Below are 21758 nucleotides of genomic sequence, written 5' to 3' on the forward strand. Positions count from 1 at the left end.
AACCAGTATAATGCTCGGTTCATATCCACTATTGGCCGCACATCATGCAAGATAAATATAGTCCCGCCGACGTCGAACAAGCCGCCCAATCGCACTGGAAGGCGATCGACGCCTATAAAGCCGTCGAACACGACCCGCGTTTCCCAAAAGGCAAGTATTTTGCCTGCTCGATGCTGCCTTACCCTTCGGGCAAGCTGCACATGGGTCACGTGCGCAACTATACGATCAATGACGTGATGTACCGCTATCTGCGCATGAACGGCTACAACGTGCTCATGCCGATGGGCTGGGACGCGTTCGGCATGCCGGCGGAAAATGCGGCCATGGCCAACAACGTGCCGCCCGCGCAATGGACGTACTCGAATATCGCTCACATGAAGCAGCAGATGGAATCGATGGGCCTGGCCATTGACTGGTCGCGCGAAATGACCGCCTGCAAGCCCGAATACTACAAGTGGAACCAGTGGATGTTCCTGAAGATGCTGGAAAAAGGCATCATCTACAAGAAGACCGGTACCGTGAACTGGGACCCGATCGACCAGACCGTGCTGGCCAACGAACAAGTGGTCGATGGCCGTGGCTGGCGTTCCGGCGCGCTGATCGAAAAGCGCGAAATCCCCATGTACTACGCGCGCATCACCGATTACGCGGAGGAGTTGCTGGCCTATGTGGACGACAAGCTGCCGGGCTGGCCCGAGCGCGTGCGCATCATGCAGACCAACTGGATCGGCAAGTCGACGGGCGTGCGCTTTGCCTTCCCGCATGAAATCAAGGACGCGAATGGCGCCCTGATCGGCGACGGCAAGCTGTATGTGTTTACCACCCGTCCGGACACCGTCATGGGCGTGACCTTCTGCGCCGTGGCCGCCGAGCACCCGCTGGCCATCCACGCCGCGCAAACCAATCCAGCGCTGGCCGCCTTCAACGCCGAATGCAAACTCGGTTCCGTGATCGAAGCGGACATGGCGACGATGGAGAAGAAGGGCATGCCGACCGGCCTGTTCGTTACGCATCCGTTGACGGGCGCGCAAGTGGAAGTGTGGGTCGGCAACTACGTCCTGATCACCTACGGCGATGGCGCCGTGATGGGCGTGCCGGCACACGACGAACGCGATTTCGGCTTTGCCAAGAAATACAATCTGCCGATCAAGCAAGTGATCGAAGTCAAGGGCCAGGAGTTTTCGACGGACGCCTGGCAGGAATCGTATGGCAGCAAGGATGGCGTCTGCATCGCCTCCGGCAAATATGACGGCCTGCATTTCGCTTCCGCCGTCGATGCGGTGGCTGCCGACCTGGCGGAGCTGGGTCTGGGCGAAAAGAAAACCACGTTCCGCCTGCGCGACTGGGGTATTTCGCGCCAGCGCTACTGGGGCACGCCGATCCCGATGATCCATTGCGCCGATTGCGGCGTGGTGCCGGTGCCGGAGAAAGATCTGCCGGTGGTGCTGCCGGAAGACTGCGTGCCCGATGGCACGGGCAATCCGTTGAACAAATATGAAGCCTTCCTGCAGTGCGACTGCCCGCAGTGCGGCAAGCCGGCGCGCCGCGAGACGGACACCATGGATACCTTCGTCGATTCGTCGTGGTATTACATGCGCTATACCTCGCCAGGCTCGAACGACGCCATGGTCGACGCGCGCAATGATTACTGGATGCCGATGGACCAGTACATCGGCGGCATCGAACACGCCGTCATGCACTTGCTGTACGCTCGTTTCTGGACCAAGATCATGCGGGACTTCGGCCTGGTCAAGTTCGACGAGCCGTTCGTCAATCTGCTGACGCAAGGCATGGTGCTCAACGAAACGTACTTCCGCAAGGATGCCGTGGGCAAGACCACCTGGTTCAACCCGGATGACGTGCGCCTGTCGCTCGATGACAAGGGCCGTCCGCAAAGCGCCATCCTGGTGGCCGATGGCCAGCCGGTGGAAATCGGCGGCACGGAAAAAATGTCGAAGTCGAAGAACAACGGTATCGACCCGCAAGCGCAGATCGAGCAGTACGGCGCCGACACTGCCCGTCTGTTTACCATGTTCGCTTCGCCGCCGGAACAGACGCTGGAGTGGTCGGGCAGCGGCGTCGAAGGCGCGAACCGCTTCCTGCGCCGCGTGTGGAACTTCGGCTACGCCCAGTCGGCCACGATTCAAGCCGCACTGGCTGGCGGCGCCGCACCGGCCACCGGCGACGCGCAGAAAAACCTGCGCCGCGAATTGCACAAGCTGCTGCAGCAAGCCGATTACGACTTGAAGCGCATCCAGTACAACACCGTGGTCTCGGCCTGCATGAAGATGCTCAATACGCTGGAATCGGCCAAGTTGGACGATAGCGCGCAGTCGAAGGCCCTGATCGCCGAAGGCTTCTCCATCTTCCTGCGCCTGCTCAATCCTGTCGCGCCGCACATCACCCACGTGCTGTGGCAAGAGCTGGGTTACGCCGGCGTGCAGGGCGACCTGCTCAACGCGCCGTGGCCGCAAGTCGACCCGCAAGCGCTGGAGCAGTCCGAGATCGAGATGATGATCCAGGTGAATGGCAAGTTGCGCGGCTCGATCACGGTGTCCAAGGATGCTGACAAGGCCAGCATCGAAGCGGCTGCGCTGGCGTGCGAAAGTGTGCAAAAGTACGTCGAGACCACGCCGAAGAAGATCATCGTCGTGCCAGGCAAGTTAATCAGCATCGTGGTGTAATCATGACGACTTCCTCTCAAGTATCGCTGTTGGGCCGCCGCGCCGTGCTGGCGTTGGGCCTGACCGTCCTGCTGTCGGCCTGCGGCTTTCATTTGCGCGGTTCGAACGGCAGTTTCATGCTGCCGTTCGCGACGATGTACATCGGCTTGCCCGAGACATCGCCGCTGGCGATCGGCCTGAAGCGCTATATCCGCGCCATTGGCAGCACGGAGGTGGTCGACACCAAGGATGGCGCCGACGCTGTCCTTGAAGTGCTCACCGACCCGGAGAGGAATCGTACCAAGACCATTTTGTCGCTGAACAAAAATGGTCGCGTACAAGAGTACCAACTCGGCTATTCGATCAATTTCCGCGTCCTGGATAAGGCCGGCAACCAGTTGCTGGCACCGACGACCATCAGCCTGGTGCGTCCGATTACCTTCGACGAGTCGCAGGTACTGGCCAAGGAAACCGAGGAGGCGGCGCTGTACCGCGACATGCGCAACGACCTGGTACAGCAGATCATGCGCCGCCTGGCCGCCATCAAGCCGGTGCTGCCGGCCATGTCGGTGGCGCCAGTGGCGCCCGTGACTCCGGTCGCGCCGGCAGCCCCGCAGCAGTAACGGGGACGCCATGCAATTGCGGATAGACGCGCTCGACGGGCATGTGGCCAAGCCGCTGGCGCAGCTATATGTGATCACCAGCGACGAGCACTTGCTGGCGCTGGAAGCGGCCGACAAGATCCGCCGCGCAGCGCGCGCGCAGGGGTATTCCGAACGCGACGTGCTGACGGTGGAGCGCAGCTTCAAGTGGGGCGAACTGCTGGCGGCAAACCAGGAGCTGTCGCTGTTTGGCGATAAGAAACTGATCGAACTGCGCATCCCTACCGGCAAGCCGGGCAAGGATGGCGGGGCGGCGTTGCAAAGCTATGCGAAAAACCTCAGCCCCGACAACCTGACGCTGATCACCTTGCCCAAGCTGGACTGGGCCACGCAGAAGGCGGCGTGGGTCGCCAGCCTGCAGCAGGCGGCCGTATATATCGAGATTCCGAATGTGGAGCGGGCACAGTTGCCTGCGTGGATATCCCAGCGCCTGGCCGCGCAGGGACAAAGTGCCGAACGGGCCAGCATCGACTTCATCGCCGAACGGGTGGAGGGCAATTTGCTGGCGGCACACCAGGAAATCCAGAAACTGGGCTTGCTGCATGCAGCGGGCAAGCTGACGTATGAGCAAGTGCAGGACGCGGTGCTGAACGTGGCCCGTTACGATGTCTTCAAGCTGTCCGAAGCCATGCTGGCCGGCGATCCGGCGCGCCTGGTGCGCATGCTCGAAGGCTTGAAAGGCGAGGGTGAGGCGCTGCCGCTGGTCTTGTGGGCCGTCTCCGAGGAAATTCGCACGCTGTTAAAATTGAAGGCCGGGATGGCACAAGGGCGCCCATTGGGCGCGCTGCTGAAGGAATACCGCATCTGGGGACCGCGCGAGCGGATGATGGAACCGGCCCTGCGGCGCATTTCGCTGCCCGTGCTGGAAGCGGCGCTGCAGCAGGCGGCGCAGGTTGACAAGATGATCAAGGGCTTGCGCGCCAAGGGATATGCAGGCGATGCCTGGAATGCCATGCTGCAGCTGGGCCTGAAGATCGCCCGAGGTTAGGTTCTTACACTATGGATACGAGCATGGATATCACAGAATATATGCAGGACGTGGGTACGCGCGCGCGCGTCGCTTCGCGCGCCATGGCGCGTGCCGATAGCGCCACGCGCAACCGCGCCTTGACCCTGATCGCCGCCGCCATCGTGCGCGACGCGGACCTGCTGCGCGCTGCCAATCAGCGCGACCTCGATGCGGCTGCAGCCGCCGGCCTGGCGCCGGCCATGCTTGACCGTCTGACCCTGTCCGACGCCGCCATTGCCACCATGGTCGAAGGCTTGACGCAAATCGTCGCGCTGGCCGACCCGATCGGCGAGATCTCGAACATGAAATTCCGCCCGACAGGCATCCAGGTGGGGCAGATGCGCGTGCCGCTGGGCGTCATCGGCATCATCTATGAAGCGCGCCCGAACGTGACGGTGGACGCCGCCGGCCTGTGCATCAAGAGCGGCAACGCGACGATTTTGCGCGGTGGTTCGGAAGCCATTCATTGTAATCGCGCGCTGGCCAAGCTGGTGGCAGAGGGCCTGCTGGGAGCAGGTCTCCCGGCCGATGCCGTGCAAGTGATCGACACCACCGACCGCGCCGCCGTCGGTGCCCTCATCACCATGCCGCAATACGTGGACGTCATCGTGCCGCGCGGCGGCAAGGGATTGATCGCGCGCCTGATGGAAGAGGCTACCGTGCCGATGATCAAGCACCTCGATGGCATCTGCCACGTCTATATCGACGCCAAGGCCGACATCAGGAAAGCGATCGATATCGGCTTCAATGCGAAGTGTCACCGCTACGGCACCTGCAACACCATGGAAACCCTGCTGGTGTCGCGCGCCGTTGCCGCTACCGTGCTGCCGCAGCTGGCCGAACTGTACCTGACCAAGCAGGTGGAACTGCGTGCCGATCCTGAAAGCCATGCGATCCTGGCCGCCGCTTCCTATCCGCACCTGGTGCCCGCCACCGAAGAAGACTGGCGCACCGAATACCTGGCGGCGATCTTGTCGGTAAAGGTAGTCGACGGCATCGACGAAGCGATGGACCACATCAACCAGTATTCATCGAAGCACACCGAGTCCATCATTACGGAAGATTACAGCGATGCGCTGCGCTTCCTGCGCGAAGTCGATTCCGCCTCGGTGATGGTGAACGCATCGACGCGTTTTGCCGATGGTTTTGAATATGGACTGGGCGCCGAGATAGGTATCTCGAACGACAAGCTGCACGCGCGTGGCCCGGTGGGACTGGAAGGACTTACATCGCTCAAGTACGTGGTATTTGGCCACGGCGAAGTCCGTAAATAGCCTCTTTCGCGGGTTGCCCACAAGGCGGCCCGTGCTCTCATTTTTCTCCACCTCGACACTGGGAACCCCATGCTCTTTCTCTGGACCAAAGCCTTTCACATCATCTTCGTCATGTCCTGGTTTGCCGGCCTGTTTTATTTGCCGCGTATTTTCGTGAACCTGGCGATGGAGACGGAAACGGTGGCCACCGAGCGACTGCTGCTGATGGCGCGCAAGCTGTACCGCTTCATGTCCCTGCTGGCGCTGCCGGCGATGGTCCTGGGGCTGGCGTTGATGTGGATGCTGTACGGTGGGGGTGAAGGCCGCGTGAAGATACCGGGCTGGATGCACGCCAAGCTGACGTTCGTGGTGCTGCTGCTTGGCTACCACCACGCCTGCGGTTCCATCCTGCGCAAGTTTGAAAAAGGTATCAACAAGCGCAGCCACACCTGGTTCCGCTGGTTTAATGAAGTGCCGGTGGTGATGCTGCTGGCCGTCGTCGTGCTGGTCGTGGTCAAGCCTTTCTAAGGGAATCGAGATGAGTGCAAGCCAGAGCAAAGTCGTGCAGTATTTCTTCGCGCCCCACTCGCCGTGGACCTACCTGGGGCACGCGCGTCTGATGGCCATCGCCGCGAAGACGGGTGCACAGATTGACGTGCGCCCCTTTGACCTGGGCAAGGTCTTCAGTGTTTCGGGCGGCCTGCCGCTGGCCAAGCGCGCGCCGCAGCGCCAGGCGTATCGCCTGGCCGAACTGGCGCGCTGGTCGGCCTTTTTGCAAGTGCCACTGACCTTGCAGCCAAAGTTCTTCCCCGTGTCGCCGGAAGCATCGGCCAAGCTGATCATCGCCACGCGCCTGGCGCACGGCGTGGAGGCGTCGCTGAATCTGGCGCACGCCATCATGCGCGGCCTGTGGGCCGAAGAGCGCAATATCGGCGATGAAGAGACACTGGTGCAGATCGCGCTTGACGCCGGTTTCGATGGCCGCCAGTTGCTGAAGACGTCGGAAACGGCCAGCGTGCAGGCCGAATATGATGCCAATACGGAAGCGGCCACCGCCGCCAGCGTCTTCGGTTCGCCGTGGTACATCGTCGATGGAGAAGGGTACTGGGGCCAGGACCGCCTCGATTTTGTCGAGCGGGCGCTGGCAGTAAAGTAGTTAGTACCGGGGGCAGACCCGTCGGGTCTGACCCCAGATTTCATTTGTTTTTAAGTAAAATTGTTTTTAACGGATAAAAGGTATCCTAATCATGGCTTCATATTTTTGCCCATGCCCGCGCGGCATGGAAGCGGCGCTGGCCGAGGAACTGGGCGAGATCGCCCAGGATAGTTCGACCATGAAGGTCCATAATCAGGTACCAGGCGGCGTACACTGCTCGGGCGACCTGTTGGACTCCTACCGCATCAACCTGCATTCGCGTATCGCTTCGCGCGTGCTGATGCGCATGGCCCATTCCGGCTACAAGACGGAAAACGATATTTATGACCTGACCCTGGCGCAATCCTGGGAAGACTGGTTCGGCGTGCACCACACCATCCGCGTCGACGTCACGGCGGTGAAATCTCCGCTGCGCAGCCTGGAATTTACCACCTTGAAAATCAAGGATGCGATCTGCGACCGCTTCCGCGACCAGTTCAACGAGCGTCCATCAGTCAACACCAAGACGCCGGACATGCGCATCGTCGGCTTCCTCGACGCGCACACGTTTACCGTCTACCTCGACACTTCGGGCGAAGCCCTGTTCAAGCGCGGCTGGCGTGAAGAGACGGGCGACGCGCCGTTGCGCGAAAACCTGGCCGCCGGCCTGCTGCGCGTATCGGGCTGGAAGCCCGGCATGGTGCTGTTCGACCCGATGTGCGGCTCCGGCACCATCCTGGCCGAAGCGGCGCAGATGCTGCAAGGCATTCCGCCGGGTGCTACGCGCCAGTTCGCCTTTGAGAACTTCCATGACTTCGATCCGGCGCCATGGAATGCCATGAAAAACGCCATCAAGGTCAATCCGCTTCCAGCGGAACCGACCATTTTCGGCAGCGACATTTCGGGCGACATGGTGGCTATGACGCGCCATAATCTGCGTTGCGCCGGCGTGCGCTTCGACGTGCCCTTGAAACAGATCGAGGCGCAGGAAGTCAAGCCGCCTAGCGATGTGCCAGGCATCATGCTGACCAATCCGCCGTACGGCGAACGTATCGGTGTGCGCGGCGACAGCACCATCCCGGAAGATGAATTGTCGACCTCCTTCTATTCGGCCATGGGCACGACCCTGAAGCAGCGCTTCGCCGGCTGGACCGTGTTCCTGTTCACGGCCGACCTGGGCTTGCCCAAGCTGTTGCGTTTGAAGGAAGCGCGCAAGACGCCATTCTTCAACGGCGCGCTGGAATGCCGTTTGTTCCGTTTCGACATGGTGGCGGGATACAATCGCCGCGAAGAAGCCAAACCCAAACCACAGCAGTAAGCGTTCACAGCAAGACACCCGCAGTAACCCCGCGCGCGGACCGTAACCGGTCCGCGCGCTACTTTGGATCCGCCATGTTTCCCACCCCTCCTGCCGATGTGCCGCCCGACCCGGTTACGCCCGTTCCGCCTCCCACCCCGAGCCACATGGCACCGCTGAGCCGCGGTGCACTGGCCATGATGCTGGCCGGCCTGTCGATGCTGGGTCCCCTGTCGATCGACACGTATCTGCCCGCCTTTGGCGCGATCCAGGGTTCGCTGCAGGCGTCGCCGCTGGAAGTGCAGCAGTCGCTGACGTTCTACATGCTGGCCTTTGCCGGCATGGTGCTGTGGCATGGGGCTATCTCGGATACCTTCGGCCGGCGCAATGTCATCCTTGTGTCGCTGCTGATGTTTGCCATCGGCTCGCTCGGTTGCGCTTCGGCGCACACGGTGCACTATCTGTGGTTCTTCCGCATCATGCAGGGCGTCTCGGCCGGCGCCGGCGTGGTGATCAGCCGCGCCATTATCCGCGACCTGTATTCCGATGCGGCGGCCGCGCGGTTGCTGTCGCTGGTGACGATGATCTTTTCCATCGCCCCGGCCGTGGCGCCGATTCTTGGCGGCTGGATCGTCATCTGGTTCGACTGGCGCTCGATTTTCCTGTTCCTCGCCTTTTACACGGTGATCCTGCTGGCGTTCTGCTACTGGCGCTTGCCTGAAACCTTGCCGATGGAAAAGCGCCAGCCCTTCAATCCCCGTTTCCTGGCATCGAGCTATGGCCAGATCCTGCGCTCGCCCCTGTTCCACATCAAGGCCGGCATCGTCGCCCTCAATTTCGCTGGCCTGTTCCTGTTCATCACGGCCGCACCGGAAATGCTGCCCAAACAGCTGCACCTGGGGCCGTCGCAGTTCGGCTGGCTCTTCATCCCGTGCGTGAGCGGGATTTTCATGGGCGCCCTGGCGGCCAACCGCATCGCCGGCAAGGTCACGTTCGCGCGCCAGATCGGCATCGGCTTTGCCTTCCTGCTGTGCGCTGCCAGCGTCAATGTCATATACCACCTGTTCCTGCCGCCCTCGTTGCCCTGGTCGGTGCTGCCCCTGTTCTTCTACACCTTCGGCATGTCGCTGGTGGGGCCGGGCGCGACCCTGCTGGCGCTGGACCTGTTCCCGCATATCCGCGGCACGGTCGCTTCGTGCCAGTCGTTCGCCAGCACCTTGCTCGGCGCCGTGGTAGCCGGCGTGATTTCGCCCCTGCTGTCCGGCTCCGTGCTGTGGCTGGCCTCGGGCCAGCTGGCATTTACGGCCCTGGCGTTGGCGCTGTGGCTAATCTCGCGGCGCTTCCGCCACCGTTTGCTGGGTTCCTTCAAGGCATAAGTTTCCATGGCGGAACGCTGGATTTATTTCAACTTAATTTTCTATATTGCAAGTAATATCCGATGCTTATGATAAGATGACTTTTTACCCGGCATCCTCTCAGGCAGTTTATTTTTGGGTTACAGGAGTGGAGGATTCCTCTGAACGTGGCCGCGCTTTGCAGCTGAGCGCTCATCCTTTTCGAACCGGCAATGCCTGATACGATGCATCAATCTGATCAAGATATTCGCAATCGCCTGCTGATTGCCCGCCTGCCGGCCATGCCGCAGATTCTCATCAAGCTGATCGCCCACCTGCAGGCCGACGATGCAGGCATGCCTGAGCTGGCCGCCCTGATCGCCAAGGATGCGGGCATGACCAGCAAGATCCTCGGCGTGGCCAACAGCTCGGCCTACCATCGCCAGGGCAAGGTCGTCAGCCTGGAACAGTCGCTCGTGTCGCTGGGCACGGACATGATCAAGACCCTGGTCATCAGCGAATCCGTGTTCCAGACCTTCAGCAGCTTTCCCCATTCCGGCAGCACAGATTTGCGCGCCTTCTGGAAAAGCTCGCTGTCGGCCGCCGTCATGGCGCGCGCGCTGGCCAAGGCCATGGCCTATCCGCACGTCGAGGAAGCGTACCTTGCGGGATTGCTGCACAACGTGGGCCGCCTGGCCTTGCTGGCCACGGCGCCGAAGGAATACGCATTCAATTTCATGGCGCGCGACGATGCCGCCCTGTGCGCGGTGGAGCAGCGCACCTTGCAGATCACGCATGCCGAAGCGGGCGCCTGGCTGATCGAGCGCTGGCATCTCGATTCCTTCCTGGCCGACAGTGTGCTGTATCACCATGAACCGCTGGCGCGCCTGGAGGCCAGTCATCCTTTGATCCGCATCGTGCGCCTGGCGCACCTGCTGTGCTGCCATGCCGACGATGCGGAATCGATTGCGCAGGCGGCCCAGTTATGCGCGCTGGAACTGGAGGTACTGGAAAACCTGGCCGGCGGCGTTGCGCGCCAGGTGGAGCAGACCGCACAACACCTGGGCATCGACCTGGCCGGCGCGGACGATATCGCCACTCCGCCCGCGTATGCTCCGCCACCCGTCGATCCGGTGCAGCAGCGCCTGTCCGACGAGGTGCGCAACATGGTGCTGGTCTCCGAAGTGGGCCAGACCTTTGCACGGCAGCAGGGCGAGAGCAGCCTGCTCGAAGCCATCACGCGCTCGGCGCGCATCCTGTTCGACTTTGAAACCGCCGTCATCCTGCTGCAAAACCCCACCGGCCATGCGCTGGTGGGCGTGGCGGCGGGTGAACATCAGCAGCGTCTGGCCGGCTTCTCGATCCCGCTGGCCAAGGGCGGTCCGCTGGCCGCTTCGGCGCTGGAGTCCCAGTTGGCCTTTTTAAAGCGCGACATGCCGGCGCTGGGCATCATCGAGGAGCAGCTATTTCGCATTCTCGGTACCGACAGCCTGGTCTGCGTTCCTTTGGCGTCGGGCCAGCGCAGCCTTGGTGTCCTCATTGGCGGCGTGGCGGCGTGGCGGATTCCCGCCTTCCAGAAGCGCGAGGGTTTCCTGCGCGCGTATGCCAACCAGGCCGCCACGGCGCTGGAAACGGCCATCAGCGCGCGCGGCCTGGCACGGCGCCAGCTCGATCACGTGGCCGAAGAATACCGTGCCGCGTCGCGTCGCGTCGTGCATGAAGTGAATAACCCGCTGTCCATCATCAAGAACTACTTGAGCGTGCTCGATCACAAGCTGGAGAAACAGGAGCAGGTCAGCGGCGAGATGGCTATCCTGAACGAAGAAATCGACCGGGTCGGGCAGTTGATCGGCGGCCTGGCAGATCTGCAGCCGACGGAAGCGGGTGGCGTCACAGATTGCGCGCGCGTGGTCGACGATGTGCTGCGATTGTTCCGTGCCACGGACTTCCTGCCGCCCAAGATCGAGGTGGTCACGCGCATGCAGGACGCGCCATGCGAGGTGGAGGCCGATGCCGACATGCTCAAGCAAATCCTGCTCAACCTGCTGAAAAACGCCGTCGAAGCCCTGCCCAATGGCGGGCGCATCGAAGTGGCGAATCGTGGCCACGTCAACCGCGACCGTCGCCTGTACCTGGAACTGTGCGTCAGCGACAATGGCGCCGGCCTGGCGCCGGAGGTGCTGGCCAATCTGTTTTCCCCTGTGCGCAGCAGCAAGGAAGGGGCGCATCACGGCCTGGGCCTGTCCATCGTGCATGACCTGGTCACGCGCCTGCATGGCGTGATCGGTTGCCGCAGCAGCAAGTCCGGCACGTCGTTTGAAATTCTACTGCCCATTCCCTTGCCGACTAGCGCTTCAGCCGCGCTGCCCGCACCCGACAATACTGCCTTGTCTTCGTAACGTCCATGACCTCATCCGCCATTCCATTTGATCTGGAAAACAGCCCGCGCATCCTGCTGGTCGATGACGAGCCCCGCCTGCTCGCTTCCCTCCACGAATTGCTGAAGGATCGCGGCTACCAGCTGTACACGGCCACCTGCGGCAGCGAGGCGCTGGCGCAGCTGTCGAAACTGCGCTTCGACCTGATCCTGCTCGATTTGCGCCTGCCTGACATGAGCGGCCATGAAATCATGGACCACATCAACCGGCGCGGCATCGAGGGCGACGTGATTGTCATGAGCGGCGACGTCGGCATCGAGGCGGCCATCGGCGCCCTGAAACGTGGCGCCTACGATTATCTGCGCAAGCCCTATAGCCGCGAGGAGCTGCTCAAGACGGTGGAGAACGCGCTGCAAAAGCGCAAGCTGGCGCTGGAGAACGAGCGCATCGCGCTGCAGCTGGAAAACTCGGAAAAGATGTACCGCTACCTGGTCGACAGCTCGCCCGACATCATCTATACCCTGAACCATGAAGGCCGCATCACCTTCATCAACGACAGGGTGCACCAGTTGCTGGGCTTTAGCCGGGAAGAGCTGATCGGCAGCCATTACTCGATTCTCGTGCATGATGAAGACCAGGAGCGGGCGCGCTATGCTTTCAATGAACGCCGCCTCGACGAGCGCGCTTCGCGCAATGTGGAACTGCGCCTGAAATGCCATAGCGGCAGCGGCAGCGACCGAACCTTCAGCAACACGCTGATGACGATCCCGCTCAATTCGATCGGCATGCACAGCCTCGATCACGAGGCCAGGAAGCAGGAGTACTTCGGCACCTATGGCGTGGCGCGCGACATCACCGACCGCAAACGGGCCGAGGAAGTCATCTCCTACCAGGCCTACCACGACATTTTGACGGATCTGCCGAACCGCATGCTGTTCAAGGATCGTCTGGGGCTGGCCGTGATCCAGGCGCGGCGCAAGCTGACGGAACTGGCCGTGATGTTCATCGATCTGGATCGCTTCAAGCTGGTCAACGACACGCTGGGTCACGTGAAGGGCGACGAGCTCCTGCAACAGGTGGCGCTGCGCCTGAAGGATTGCCTGCGCCGCGGCGATACCCTGGCGCGCCAGGGCGGCGATGAATTCACCATCGTGCTGCCGGAACTGCGCGACCGCCAGGATGCACGCCTGATCGCCGACAAATTCCTCGAATGCCTGCACCAGCCCTTCGACCTCGATGGCAACCAGGTGCATATTTCGGCGTCCATCGGCATCGCCATCTATCCGGGCGACGGCGAGACCATCGACGAGCTGCTGCGCCATGCCGACATCGCCATGTACCAGGTCAAGGCGCTGGGCAAGAACGGTCACAGTTTTTATCACGAGTCCATGCTCGATGTGTCGCACCAGAAGATCGCGCTCGAGCAGAGCCTGCGCAAGGCGCTGGAGCTGAACCAGCTGGAGATGTATTACCAGCCGCAGGTGGATGTGATGACGGGCCGCATCGTTGGCGCCGAAGGCCTGATGCGCTGGAACCACCCGCAACGGGGCTTGCTGACTGCCGGCGAATTCCTGCCGTTTGCCGAGGAAAACGGCTTGATGCTGCCGATCTCGGACTGGATGCTGGGCGCCCTGTGCCGCGATCTGGTGCAGTGGAATGCGGCCGGCGGCGAAGCTGTGCGTCTGTCGCTGAATCTGTCGCCGCAATACCTGGACCGGGGTGACTTTTTCGAGAAGATGCGTGGCGCGCTGACGCGCTATGGCATCGCGCCGGAAAAGATCGAAGTGGAAATCACGGAAAACATCTGCATCCGCAACCCGCAGTATGCGATCGAGCAATTGAACAAGCTGTGCCAGCTGGGCGTGTCTGTCGCCATCGACGATTTCGGCACTGGCTATTCCTCGCTGTCGTATCTGCACCGCTTCCCCATCCACACCATCAAGATCGACCAGTCGTTTGTGAAGGAAATCCACGACGAGCACGGACACTATCCCGTCATCCTGGCCATCATTTCGATTGCGCGCGGACTGGGCCTGCACCTGATCGCCGAGGGCGTGGAAACGGAAGGGCAGGCGCGCTACCTGCAGGACAAGGGTTGCACCACGATGCAGGGCTATCTCTATCACCGCCCCATTTCGCTGGGCAATTTCATCGGCGTGCTGCAGGAGCAGAATCGCCTGATCGCCGATGCCGCACCGGGTGCATCGCAGCCGCTGGCCATCGAGGCCTGATCCATGCCGCCTGCCGCTCCCCGCTACACGGCTGCTCATTACACGGCCGACTACCTGCGCCTGAAAGGACTGGCCGAGAAGGGCAATGCGAATGCCCAGCACAGCCTGGGTTTCATGTATTTCAACGGCCAGGGTATCGAGCAAAGCTATGCGCTGGCATTGCACTGGTATGGCATGGCTGCCGCGCAGGGACTCGAGCACGCGCAATACAACCTGGGCGTGATGTGCCAGAAGGGACAGGGCGTGGCGCAGGATTTTGCGCAGGCCGCGCACTGGTACCAGCAGGCAGCCGAGCAGGGTTACGCGGCGGCGCAGTACAACCTGGGCTGGCTGTATGCCAAGGGCCAGGGGCTCGCACAAGACAGCGCGCTAGCCATGCTGTGGTTTAGCCGCGCGGCCGAGCAGGGCGACGCGGGAGCACAAAACAATCTGGGCATGATGTATGACAATGGCAAGGGCGTGCCGCAGGATTTCGTGCAAGCCATCGCCTGGTATCGCAAGGCGGCCGAACAGGGCTATGCGCGCGCCCAGTTCAACCTGGGCCTGCGCTACGACAATGGCCAGGGCGTGCGGCAGGACCGCCAGCAGGCGACGGCCTGGATGCGCAAGGCGGCCGAACAAGGCTATGCGCCGGCCCAGTTCAACCTGGCGCTACGCTATGAAAACGGCGACGTGCTGCCGCAGGACAGCGGGAAGGCGATCAGCTGGTACCGGCGCGCCGCCGAGCAGGGCCACGCCAGTTCGCAGTTCAATCTGGGCCTGATCTACGACAATGGTCAGGGCGTGCCCTGCGATAAGCAGGCGGCACTCGACTGGTATGTCAAGGCGGCTGGGCAGGGGCATGCGGCGGCCCAGCACAACCTGGGCCTGCACCATGAACATGGCGCGCAGGACTACACCCGGGCGCAGGTGTTCTACCGCCAGGCGGCCGGGCAGGGCTTTCCCGCCGCACAGTATCAGCTGGGACTGCTGCATGAGCATGGACAGGGCATGCCCGTCGATATGCAGGAAGCCATCTTCTGGTACCGCAAGGCGGCCGACCAGGGGCATGTGCGGGCGCAGTTCGACCTGGGCCTGCGCTACGAACATGGCCAGGGCGTACCGCAGGATTTGTCGCTGGCGCTGGAGTGGTACCGCCGCGCCGCCGAGCAGGATTACGCGCCGGCGCAATACATGCAGGGCGTCTTGCATGACCGCGACGATGGCCCGGCGCCAGACAGCCAGCTGGCCTGCGCCTGTTATTGCCGCGCCGCCGCGCAGGGCCATAGCCTGGCCCAGTTTGCGCTGGGCCTGCGGCACGATAATGGCCAGGATGTGCCGCAGGATTATGCCGCCGCCTGGGATTGGTACGCGCTGGCCGCGCGCCAGGGCCATGCACGGGCGCAAATGAATCTGGGCTTGATGGCGGCCAGCGGCCAGGGTGGCCCGCTTGATTTGCAGCAGGCGTATATCTGGCTGTCGATGGCCGCGGCGGCCGGTGTGGCCGGTGCGGAAAAATCCTTGCGCCAGACAGCGGCGCGTATGCGCGAGACAGATCTGGCGCGGGTGCGCGAACACTTGGCGGCGATAGCCGGCTAGGTGATGCACTGGCACGGTGCGATTGACACCTCGAATGCGGGGCGTCTGTATTGCGGTGCTCAGGCGAAGAGGTCGGCGTTGGCCAGCAATGTTGCGGCTTTGTCTTTGCCCGACAATAGCGGTTCGCCGTCCAGCGGCCAGTCGATGCCGATTGCCGGATCATTCCACAGCAGGCTACGCTCAAATTCCGGCGCCCAGTAATCGGTGGTTTTGTACAGGAATTCAGCGTTGTCGCTGGTTACCAAGAAGCCGTGGGCGAAACCTTCGGGAATCCATAGCTGGCGTTTGTTGGCGGCCGACAGCACGACGCCGACCCAGCGACCGAAGGTTGGCGAGCTTTTACGCAGGTCAACGACGACGTCGAATACTGCGCCGGCGGTGACGCGTACCAGTTTGCCTTGTGGCTGCTGGATCTGATAATGCAGGCCGCGCAATACACCCTTGGCGGACTTGGAGTGGTTATCCTGCACGAAGGGGCGTGTAACGCCGGTCAGTTCGGCAAAGCGCTTCTGGTTAAAGCTCTCATAGAAAAAGCCGCGGTCGTCTCCGAACACGGTCGGTTCGAGTATCAATACTTCAGGAATGGCTGTGGTCTGGATTTGCATGGTATTTCGGTATCGTATGAACTAGGTGGAAAGCGCGGCACAGCTCAGAATATCTTGTCGTCGAGCAAACGCAACAGATACTGGCCATAGGCGTTCTTTTTCAATGGCCGGGCCAGTTGCTCCAGTTTGGCGCCATCGATATATCCTTTGCGGTAAGCGATTTCCTCGGGGCAGGCAACTTTCAAGCCCTGGCGGTTTTCAATCGTGGCAATGAATTGGCTCGCTTCCAACAAGGATTCATGGGTGCCAGTGTCGAGCCAGGCCATGCCGCGGCCCATCAGCTCGACGTTCAATTGACCGCGTTCCAGGTAGGCACGGTTAACATCAGTGATTTCCAGTTCGCCACGCGCCGAAGGAATAATACCGGCGGCGATGTCACACACCTGGCTGTCGTAGAAATACAGGCCGGTAACGGCATAGTTCGATTTTGGCTTGAGCGGCTTCTCCTCGATGCTGACAGCGCGGCGCTGATCATCGAAATCGACCACGCCATAACGCTGCGGATCGTGCACATGGTAGGCGAACACGGTGGCCCCGCTGGTGCGCGCGGATGCTTTGCGCAATTGGATTTCGAAGTCATGGCCGTAGTAGATGTTGTCGCCCAGAATCAGGGCCGATGGAGCATCGCCGACAAACTCCTTGCCGATGATGAACGCCTGTGCCAGGCCGTCCGGACTAGGCTGTACGGTATAGGTCAGGCGGATGCCCCACTGGCTGCCGTCGCCCAGCAACTCCTGGAAGCGCGGCGTATCTTGTGGCGTGGAAATGATCAGAATGTCGCGTATGCCGGCCAGCATCAGGGTGGTCAGCGGATAGTAAATCATCGGCTTGTCATAGACGGGCAGCAGCTGCTTCGACACCGCCATGGTGACCGGATACAGACGCGTACCGGAACCACCGGCCAGGATGATGCCCTTGCGTTCGATGGTGCCGACCATTATTTTTGCTCCTGTGCCGCATCGCGCGCCGCGTAGTTTTTTTCTACCCACTTCAGGTAGTCGCCCGACTGGACATCGCGTACCCAGGGCTGGTTGTCCAAGTACCACTGGACGGTCTTGCGTATGCCGGTGGCGAAGGTTTCGGCCGGCTTCCAGCCCAGTTCGCGCTCGATCTTGCGCGCATCGATGGCATAGCGGCGGTCATGGCCAGGGCGATCCTGCACATAGGTGATTTGTTCGCGATAGCTGCCGGATGCTTTCGGGGCCAGCGTATCGAGGATGTTGCACAAGGTGTGCACGACTTCCAGGTTGGGCATTTCATTCCACCCGCCCACGTTGTAGACCTCGCCCAGGCGGCCCGCCTCGAGCACGCGGCGAATCGCCGAGCAATGGTCGCCCACGTATAGCCAGTCGCGCACCTGCATGCCGTCGCCGTAGATAGGCAGGGCCTTGCCGGCACGGGCGTTGCTGATAATGAGCGGAATCAGTTTTTCCGGGAAATGGAAGGAACCATAGTTGTTCGAGCAGTTCGTCGTCAGCACCGGCATGCCATATGTGTGGAAATACGCGCGCACCAGATGATCGGATGCCGCTTTCGATGCCGAATAGGGGCTGTTTGGCGCATACGGCGTCGTTTCCGTGAACGGCGGGTCGTTCGGTCCCAGGGTGCCATAGACTTCGTCGGTCGAGACATGCAGGAAGCGGAAGCCATCCTTGGCTTCGCTTGCCAAGCCGGACCAATACGCGCGCGTGGCCTCCAGCAGGCTGAAGGTGCCGTTGACGTTGGTGGTAATGAATTCGCCAGGGTGATGAATCGAACGATCAACATGGCTTTCCGCGGCAAAATGCACGATGGCGCGCGGCTGGTGTTCCGTCAGCAGGCGGGAGATGTGGGCCGTATCGCAGACATCGCCACGCACAAAGATATGGCGTGGATCGTGCTCCAGGCTGGCCAGGTTGCTGAGATTGCCAGCGTAGGTCAGTTTGTCAAAATTGATCACGGGCTCATCGTTGAGCGCAAGCCAGTCGCGTACAAAATTGGAACCGATGAAGCCGGCGCCGCCAGTTACTAAAATCATGCTGTTATCCTCTTTTACTCGCATATTGTCACAATGCTCATTGTCACAATGCTCCCTCGTCCGATTGTCTGAGTGCGAGGGCCACGAAATGTTTTCAAAGTACAATTATTGAGTTGCTAATGTCATTAGTAAGCGCCATCTTTCTTGAAAATGACCTTAACCGTTTTAGGCAGGATAACAATATCATTGAACAAAGACCAGTTATTGACATACCAGGCGTCGAGATAGGAGCGGGTATCGTAACTGGCATCGTTTCGCCGCTCATTTGTCATCGGCATGTGCCTCCGGGTTTCGCTTCAAGACAATACTCGATCTGCCTGGCATAGCGCTCCAGTTCGGCATGCGCGTCAGGATCCCGCGCCAGTAGCCTACTGTTAAGCGCGATCATTTGCTGGGGGTATTACCTGGCTTCCCGAAAAGATGTTCGCTATCGACAAAAACGGTACCGTGCCGATGTTGCTGTTTGTATTTTTTTGTCAAATGCTGCGAGAATTCATGATGAATTCGAAAGCGATCCAGAAGTTTGCCAAGTCTTGGCCATCCCGCGTAAAATGCAGGCTTCGCGGGTGTAGCTCAATGGTAGAGCAGAAGCTTCCCAAGCTTACGACGAGGGTTCGATTCCCTTCACCCGCTCCAATGAAAAACGGCGAAAAACCTGCTTTCGCTGCTCCACAGAGCTAAACTGCTCCACAAGTCGTGTCAAACGCGTTAGTTTTCCTTGATCCAACGCCGCGCTTCCGAATGGTGTCTAGCCCTTCGCCTCGCTTCAGACTGGGCTGAGACATTCGCTTCAGTGTGACAATTCGTGACTATCTCAATTGAGCAATTTGCTATCCTCCTGGGCGGCTATCTGTTCGTTTGCTCGCAGAATTGCCCCACGCTGTTTGACCCGCCTTCCACTGCCTGGCAAACGCTGCCACGCGGTCGTATGACCCTGCATAGTCCAGCTCTTTCAGGTCCCCATGGATCTGCTGCAAAGTGCGCGCTGCCTATGGATGCAATGTTCTTTTTGGGAATAATAAATGGCAACTATGACTAGCTACTCAAAACGCCTTGATAGCCGGGCAGGTTTTTCCGACAAGAAATGACCAGGCATTTGTGTCATGTGTGGCCAATATGGCGCACTCAAGCGTAGCATTCGCACCGACGTTAGCGTCACGCCAAAACAGAAGCTTGCCCTGGCCGCTTAACCTCTACTTTTAGCGCGCTCAAAAAATGCGGGAATTACCGAGGGATATGTACAATCAAGATGCAAAATCAAACGATGCATGAAAAAATGCGAACAACGACGAAATTTCTGCTGCGTCAATTTAAAAGCCTTGTTATAGGGATTGTTGCCTTGTTCATATACGCTGAAGCGCCCGCATGTGATGGTTTGGTCGGAAGCTATGCGGTGCAGGAAGGCGAGCCTGCCCGAATCTGGATCGAGCATCAGGAGCACGGTTATGTCTTGTCGACATACGATCCTGAGCAAAAAGCGTGGACTTCTTATCAGGTGTCGCTCAGGCCAATGACGCGTGAGCAGTTCAGCCAGATTCCCGTGCAAATGGATGGCGCTTCCTGCGCGCTGGCCGGTGCCGGTGTGTTTTTTGTTAAAACCTTTTCTGGCGCACAATTCTCCGGCGTGGCTGCAAGCCAGAATTTCGCCGCCCCCATGCGTACGAGCAAGACGGGCACCGTCCTGGTTTCATTGGATGGATTTGCCCCGGGAGGCATGGATTTGTACCCCGTGCGGCAGGCGATCAAGCCACCCGCACCGGCAAACAGCGAATATTGTGCCCATGGCATGCCTGCGGATATGAGCCTGGCCGCATTCCATGCACTGCCGCCCGACCTTAAGCGACACCGTCAGTCCGAGGACTTCCAGCGCGAGGTGATGTGTGGGCAGTATCTGCATGGATTGATGGCGGGGAGCGAAAATCCAACGCCCAGTCCGGCCAATGATGCCATTGCGCGCGCTGCCGTGCTGCGGCACATCCGTGTTTTGCTGGCCGCTGGATCGGTTCCGCGCACCGCCAGCGGCGAATCGGCATGGTGGGAGGCATCCCGGCGTTTCCTGGCGGGCAGCGAGCCGCCAATATCCCCGAACCAGGCCATCCCGGCCATGCGGCAAGATTATTATGCGCTTTTTGCCGAGGAGATTTTACCCCGCCTGGCCGCTAGCCGACCCGATCCGGCCGACCATGGCAATACCTGGCTGCTGGCACGGCACGCCGTCAACTTGCCTGACGATGCGGCATTGCGCACGCTCGATGTCATCAAGTCCATGCAAGTGCCGGACGAACTGGTGACATTCCACAAGTATCTGGCCGATGAGGTGCTGGGAAAAGTCCGCGTCGGCGCGCTGCCCATGCCGGTATTCGACTGGCTGACGCGGGAGGCGGGGATGGCGGCGCTCGATGCCTCCAGCGTGCTTGAGCACATGATCGTCCGTGATGATGCCGTTGGCGTGCGGCGCCTGCTGGATGCGGGCGCCAGTCCCCTCAATCGCTGGGCTGCGCCGCATGTGCTGAGTCAGTCAGCCGCGGCCACGGCGTACAAGTCCGCCTTGATCGAATACGTCCATGGCGGCAAGGGCAAGTTGCAGGCTGACGTGGCCGATGATCTGTTGCGGCGAGCGCTGGACGACTGCACTGGCAACGATGCCATCTCTCTGGCGTTCCTGCTGGGAGCTGATCCTACGCGTTTTTTCCTGCATCCGACTATTCCGAAAAATGTGCTGGCGGTCAGATTGCTGTACTGCCCCAGCGTGCTTGGCCCTCTATTGAAGGCAGGCATGCGGCTCGATCAGCGCTATCCGCTGTCGATCGCGCGCGACGGGCAAACCGACACGCCGCTGGGCGGCTACTTGAGAATGCGCGATCCGAACGGCAGTTTGTCGGCGCAGTCGGCAGACGTGGTGCGCATGCTGCTGAGCAGCCATAACAATGCCAAGGAAGTGGCAGGCAATGGCTTCGGCAACCCGCTGCTGAAATATGCAATTGAGACAGGCAGCATGGAGATCGTCAAAACGATGCTCGATTTCGGCGCCGACCCGCAAGCAAAAGACGCGGAAGGCTTCCCCGCCTGGCTACGCGTCCTTGATGGCGACAAGGACGAAATTCTCCTCGAGATCATGCAAGCCAGACCCGGTCTCGACCTGAACGCATCGCCGGATGAGCGGATTAGCCCGCTGGCGTATGCCGAATGTCTGGGTGCGCCGCGCGTTGCATCGATATTGCGCCAGCGTGGCGCACTGGAAAAGGGGACGGCGCTTTGCCGGCAAGCCGGCAAGAAGACCTGATAATTGCCAAAGTTCGCATCCATCGGCGATATGCTCGGATAAAAAATAGGACTTTTGTTCGATAGCCTGGAATTGATTGAGATTGACAGGGCGGTGTAATCGTTACCAGTCACTCCGCAATCGCACAATTCGCTGCATGGATGGCCGCTTCTGCGGCTGCTATAATGTCATTTTTGCGGAGCAGAAACGGGCCGCAAGCCCGCATGGCTGTTGAGTTCCTTGTCGAGCTTCCCAAGCTAACGACGAGGATTCGATTCCCTTCACCCGCTCCATTTTTCGCTGGCGCCCGGTTTTATGTGGCGCGGCCACTTAT

Annotated in this window: 15 protein-coding genes and 1 tRNA gene; 13 read left to right on the forward strand and 3 right to left on the reverse strand. The window is 60.6% G+C overall.

The genetic code is table 11. The annotated features are described in order from the left end of the window. The first annotated feature begins 44 nt into the window (after positions 1–44). From leuS to C8C89_RS06570, 11 genes are all read left to right on the forward strand, one after another. On the forward strand, positions 45–2684 hold the full coding sequence (gene leuS, locus C8C89_RS06520) for a leucine--tRNA ligase (protein ID WP_133989172.1): 2640 nt from the start codon (positions 45–47) through the stop codon (positions 2682–2684). A gap of 2 nt (positions 2685–2686) precedes the next feature. Beyond that, complete coding sequence (lptE, locus tag C8C89_RS06525) at positions 2687–3286, forward strand: LPS assembly lipoprotein LptE (RefSeq protein ID WP_133989173.1); 600 nt, start codon at positions 2687–2689, stop codon at positions 3284–3286. A 10-nt stretch (positions 3287–3296) separates the two neighbouring features. Next, entirely contained in the window at positions 3297–4313 is a 1017-nt protein-coding gene (gene holA / locus C8C89_RS06530; protein ID WP_133989174.1) for a DNA polymerase III subunit delta, read from the forward strand. A gap of 23 nt (positions 4314–4336) precedes the next feature. Then, positions 4337–5608 (forward strand): glutamate-5-semialdehyde dehydrogenase, encoded by a 1272-nt coding sequence (locus C8C89_RS06535; protein WP_101483003.1) that lies wholly within the window; start codon positions 4337–4339, stop codon positions 5606–5608. A gap of 69 nt (positions 5609–5677) precedes the next feature. Beyond that, the gene (locus tag C8C89_RS06540; protein ID WP_101483002.1) at positions 5678–6115 is read left to right on the forward strand and encodes a CopD family protein; all 438 of its coding nucleotides are present in this window, start codon (positions 5678–5680) and stop codon (positions 6113–6115) included. A gap of 10 nt (positions 6116–6125) precedes the next feature. Next, positions 6126–6743, forward strand: coding sequence for a 2-hydroxychromene-2-carboxylate isomerase (locus tag C8C89_RS06545; RefSeq protein ID WP_101483001.1), 618 nt, complete (start codon positions 6126–6128; stop codon positions 6741–6743). A 124-nt stretch (positions 6744–6867) separates the two neighbouring features. Continuing rightward, positions 6868–8040 carry a class I SAM-dependent RNA methyltransferase gene (locus C8C89_RS06550; RefSeq protein ID WP_101483000.1) on the forward strand — a complete coding sequence of 391 codons (1173 nt, stop codon included), beginning with the start codon at positions 6868–6870 and terminating at the stop codon, positions 8038–8040. A gap of 74 nt (positions 8041–8114) precedes the next feature. Further along, positions 8115–9395 (forward strand): multidrug effflux MFS transporter, encoded by a 1281-nt coding sequence (locus C8C89_RS06555; protein ID WP_208327675.1) that lies wholly within the window; start codon positions 8115–8117, stop codon positions 9393–9395. 203 nt (positions 9396–9598) lie between these two features. Next, positions 9599–11752: an HDOD domain-containing protein gene (locus C8C89_RS06560; protein ID WP_166674684.1), complete on the forward strand. Its 2154-nt coding sequence runs from the start codon at positions 9599–9601 to the stop codon at positions 11750–11752. Positions 11753–11757: 5 nt separating this feature from the next. Next, positions 11758–13962: an EAL domain-containing protein gene (locus C8C89_RS06565; RefSeq protein ID WP_133989176.1), complete on the forward strand. Its 2205-nt coding sequence runs from the start codon at positions 11758–11760 to the stop codon at positions 13960–13962. A 3-nt stretch (positions 13963–13965) separates the two neighbouring features. Further along, positions 13966–15540, forward strand: a complete 1575-nt coding sequence (locus C8C89_RS06570) for an SEL1-like repeat protein (RefSeq protein ID WP_133989177.1) — start codon at positions 13966–13968, stop codon at positions 15538–15540. Positions 15541–15599: 59 nt separating this feature from the next. Here C8C89_RS06570 and rfbC read toward each other — a convergent pair whose 3' ends face one another. The 3 genes from rfbC to rfbB are packed head-to-tail and all read right to left on the reverse strand — an operon-like array spanning position 15600 to position 18162. After that, on the reverse strand, positions 15600–16145 hold the full coding sequence (rfbC, locus tag C8C89_RS06575; protein WP_101482995.1) for a dTDP-4-dehydrorhamnose 3,5-epimerase: 546 nt from the start codon (positions 16143–16145) through the stop codon (positions 15600–15602). Between the two features lie 44 nt (positions 16146–16189). Continuing rightward, positions 16190–17083: a glucose-1-phosphate thymidylyltransferase RfbA gene (rfbA, locus tag C8C89_RS06580; protein ID WP_133989178.1), complete on the reverse strand. Its 894-nt coding sequence runs from the start codon at positions 17081–17083 to the stop codon at positions 16190–16192. Further along, complete coding sequence (gene rfbB, locus C8C89_RS06585) at positions 17083–18162, reverse strand: dTDP-glucose 4,6-dehydratase (protein ID WP_133989179.1); 1080 nt, start codon at positions 18160–18162, stop codon at positions 17083–17085. Before rfbB ends, rfbA begins: the two co-directional genes overlap by 1 nt. A gap of 562 nt (positions 18163–18724) precedes the next feature. Here rfbB and C8C89_RS06595 point away from each other — a divergent pair. Then, positions 18725–18798 (forward strand) — tRNA-Gly (locus C8C89_RS06595). 613 nt (positions 18799–19411) lie between these two features. Further along, the gene (locus tag C8C89_RS06600; RefSeq protein ID WP_133989180.1) at positions 19412–21445 is read left to right on the forward strand and encodes a hypothetical protein; all 2034 of its coding nucleotides are present in this window, start codon (positions 19412–19414) and stop codon (positions 21443–21445) included. Positions 21446–21758: the final 313 nt, after the last annotated feature.

Origin of the sequence: Janthinobacterium sp. 75 (assembly GCF_004365495.1) — a bacterium.
GTDB lineage: Bacteria > Pseudomonadota > Gammaproteobacteria > Burkholderiales > Burkholderiaceae_D > Janthinobacterium.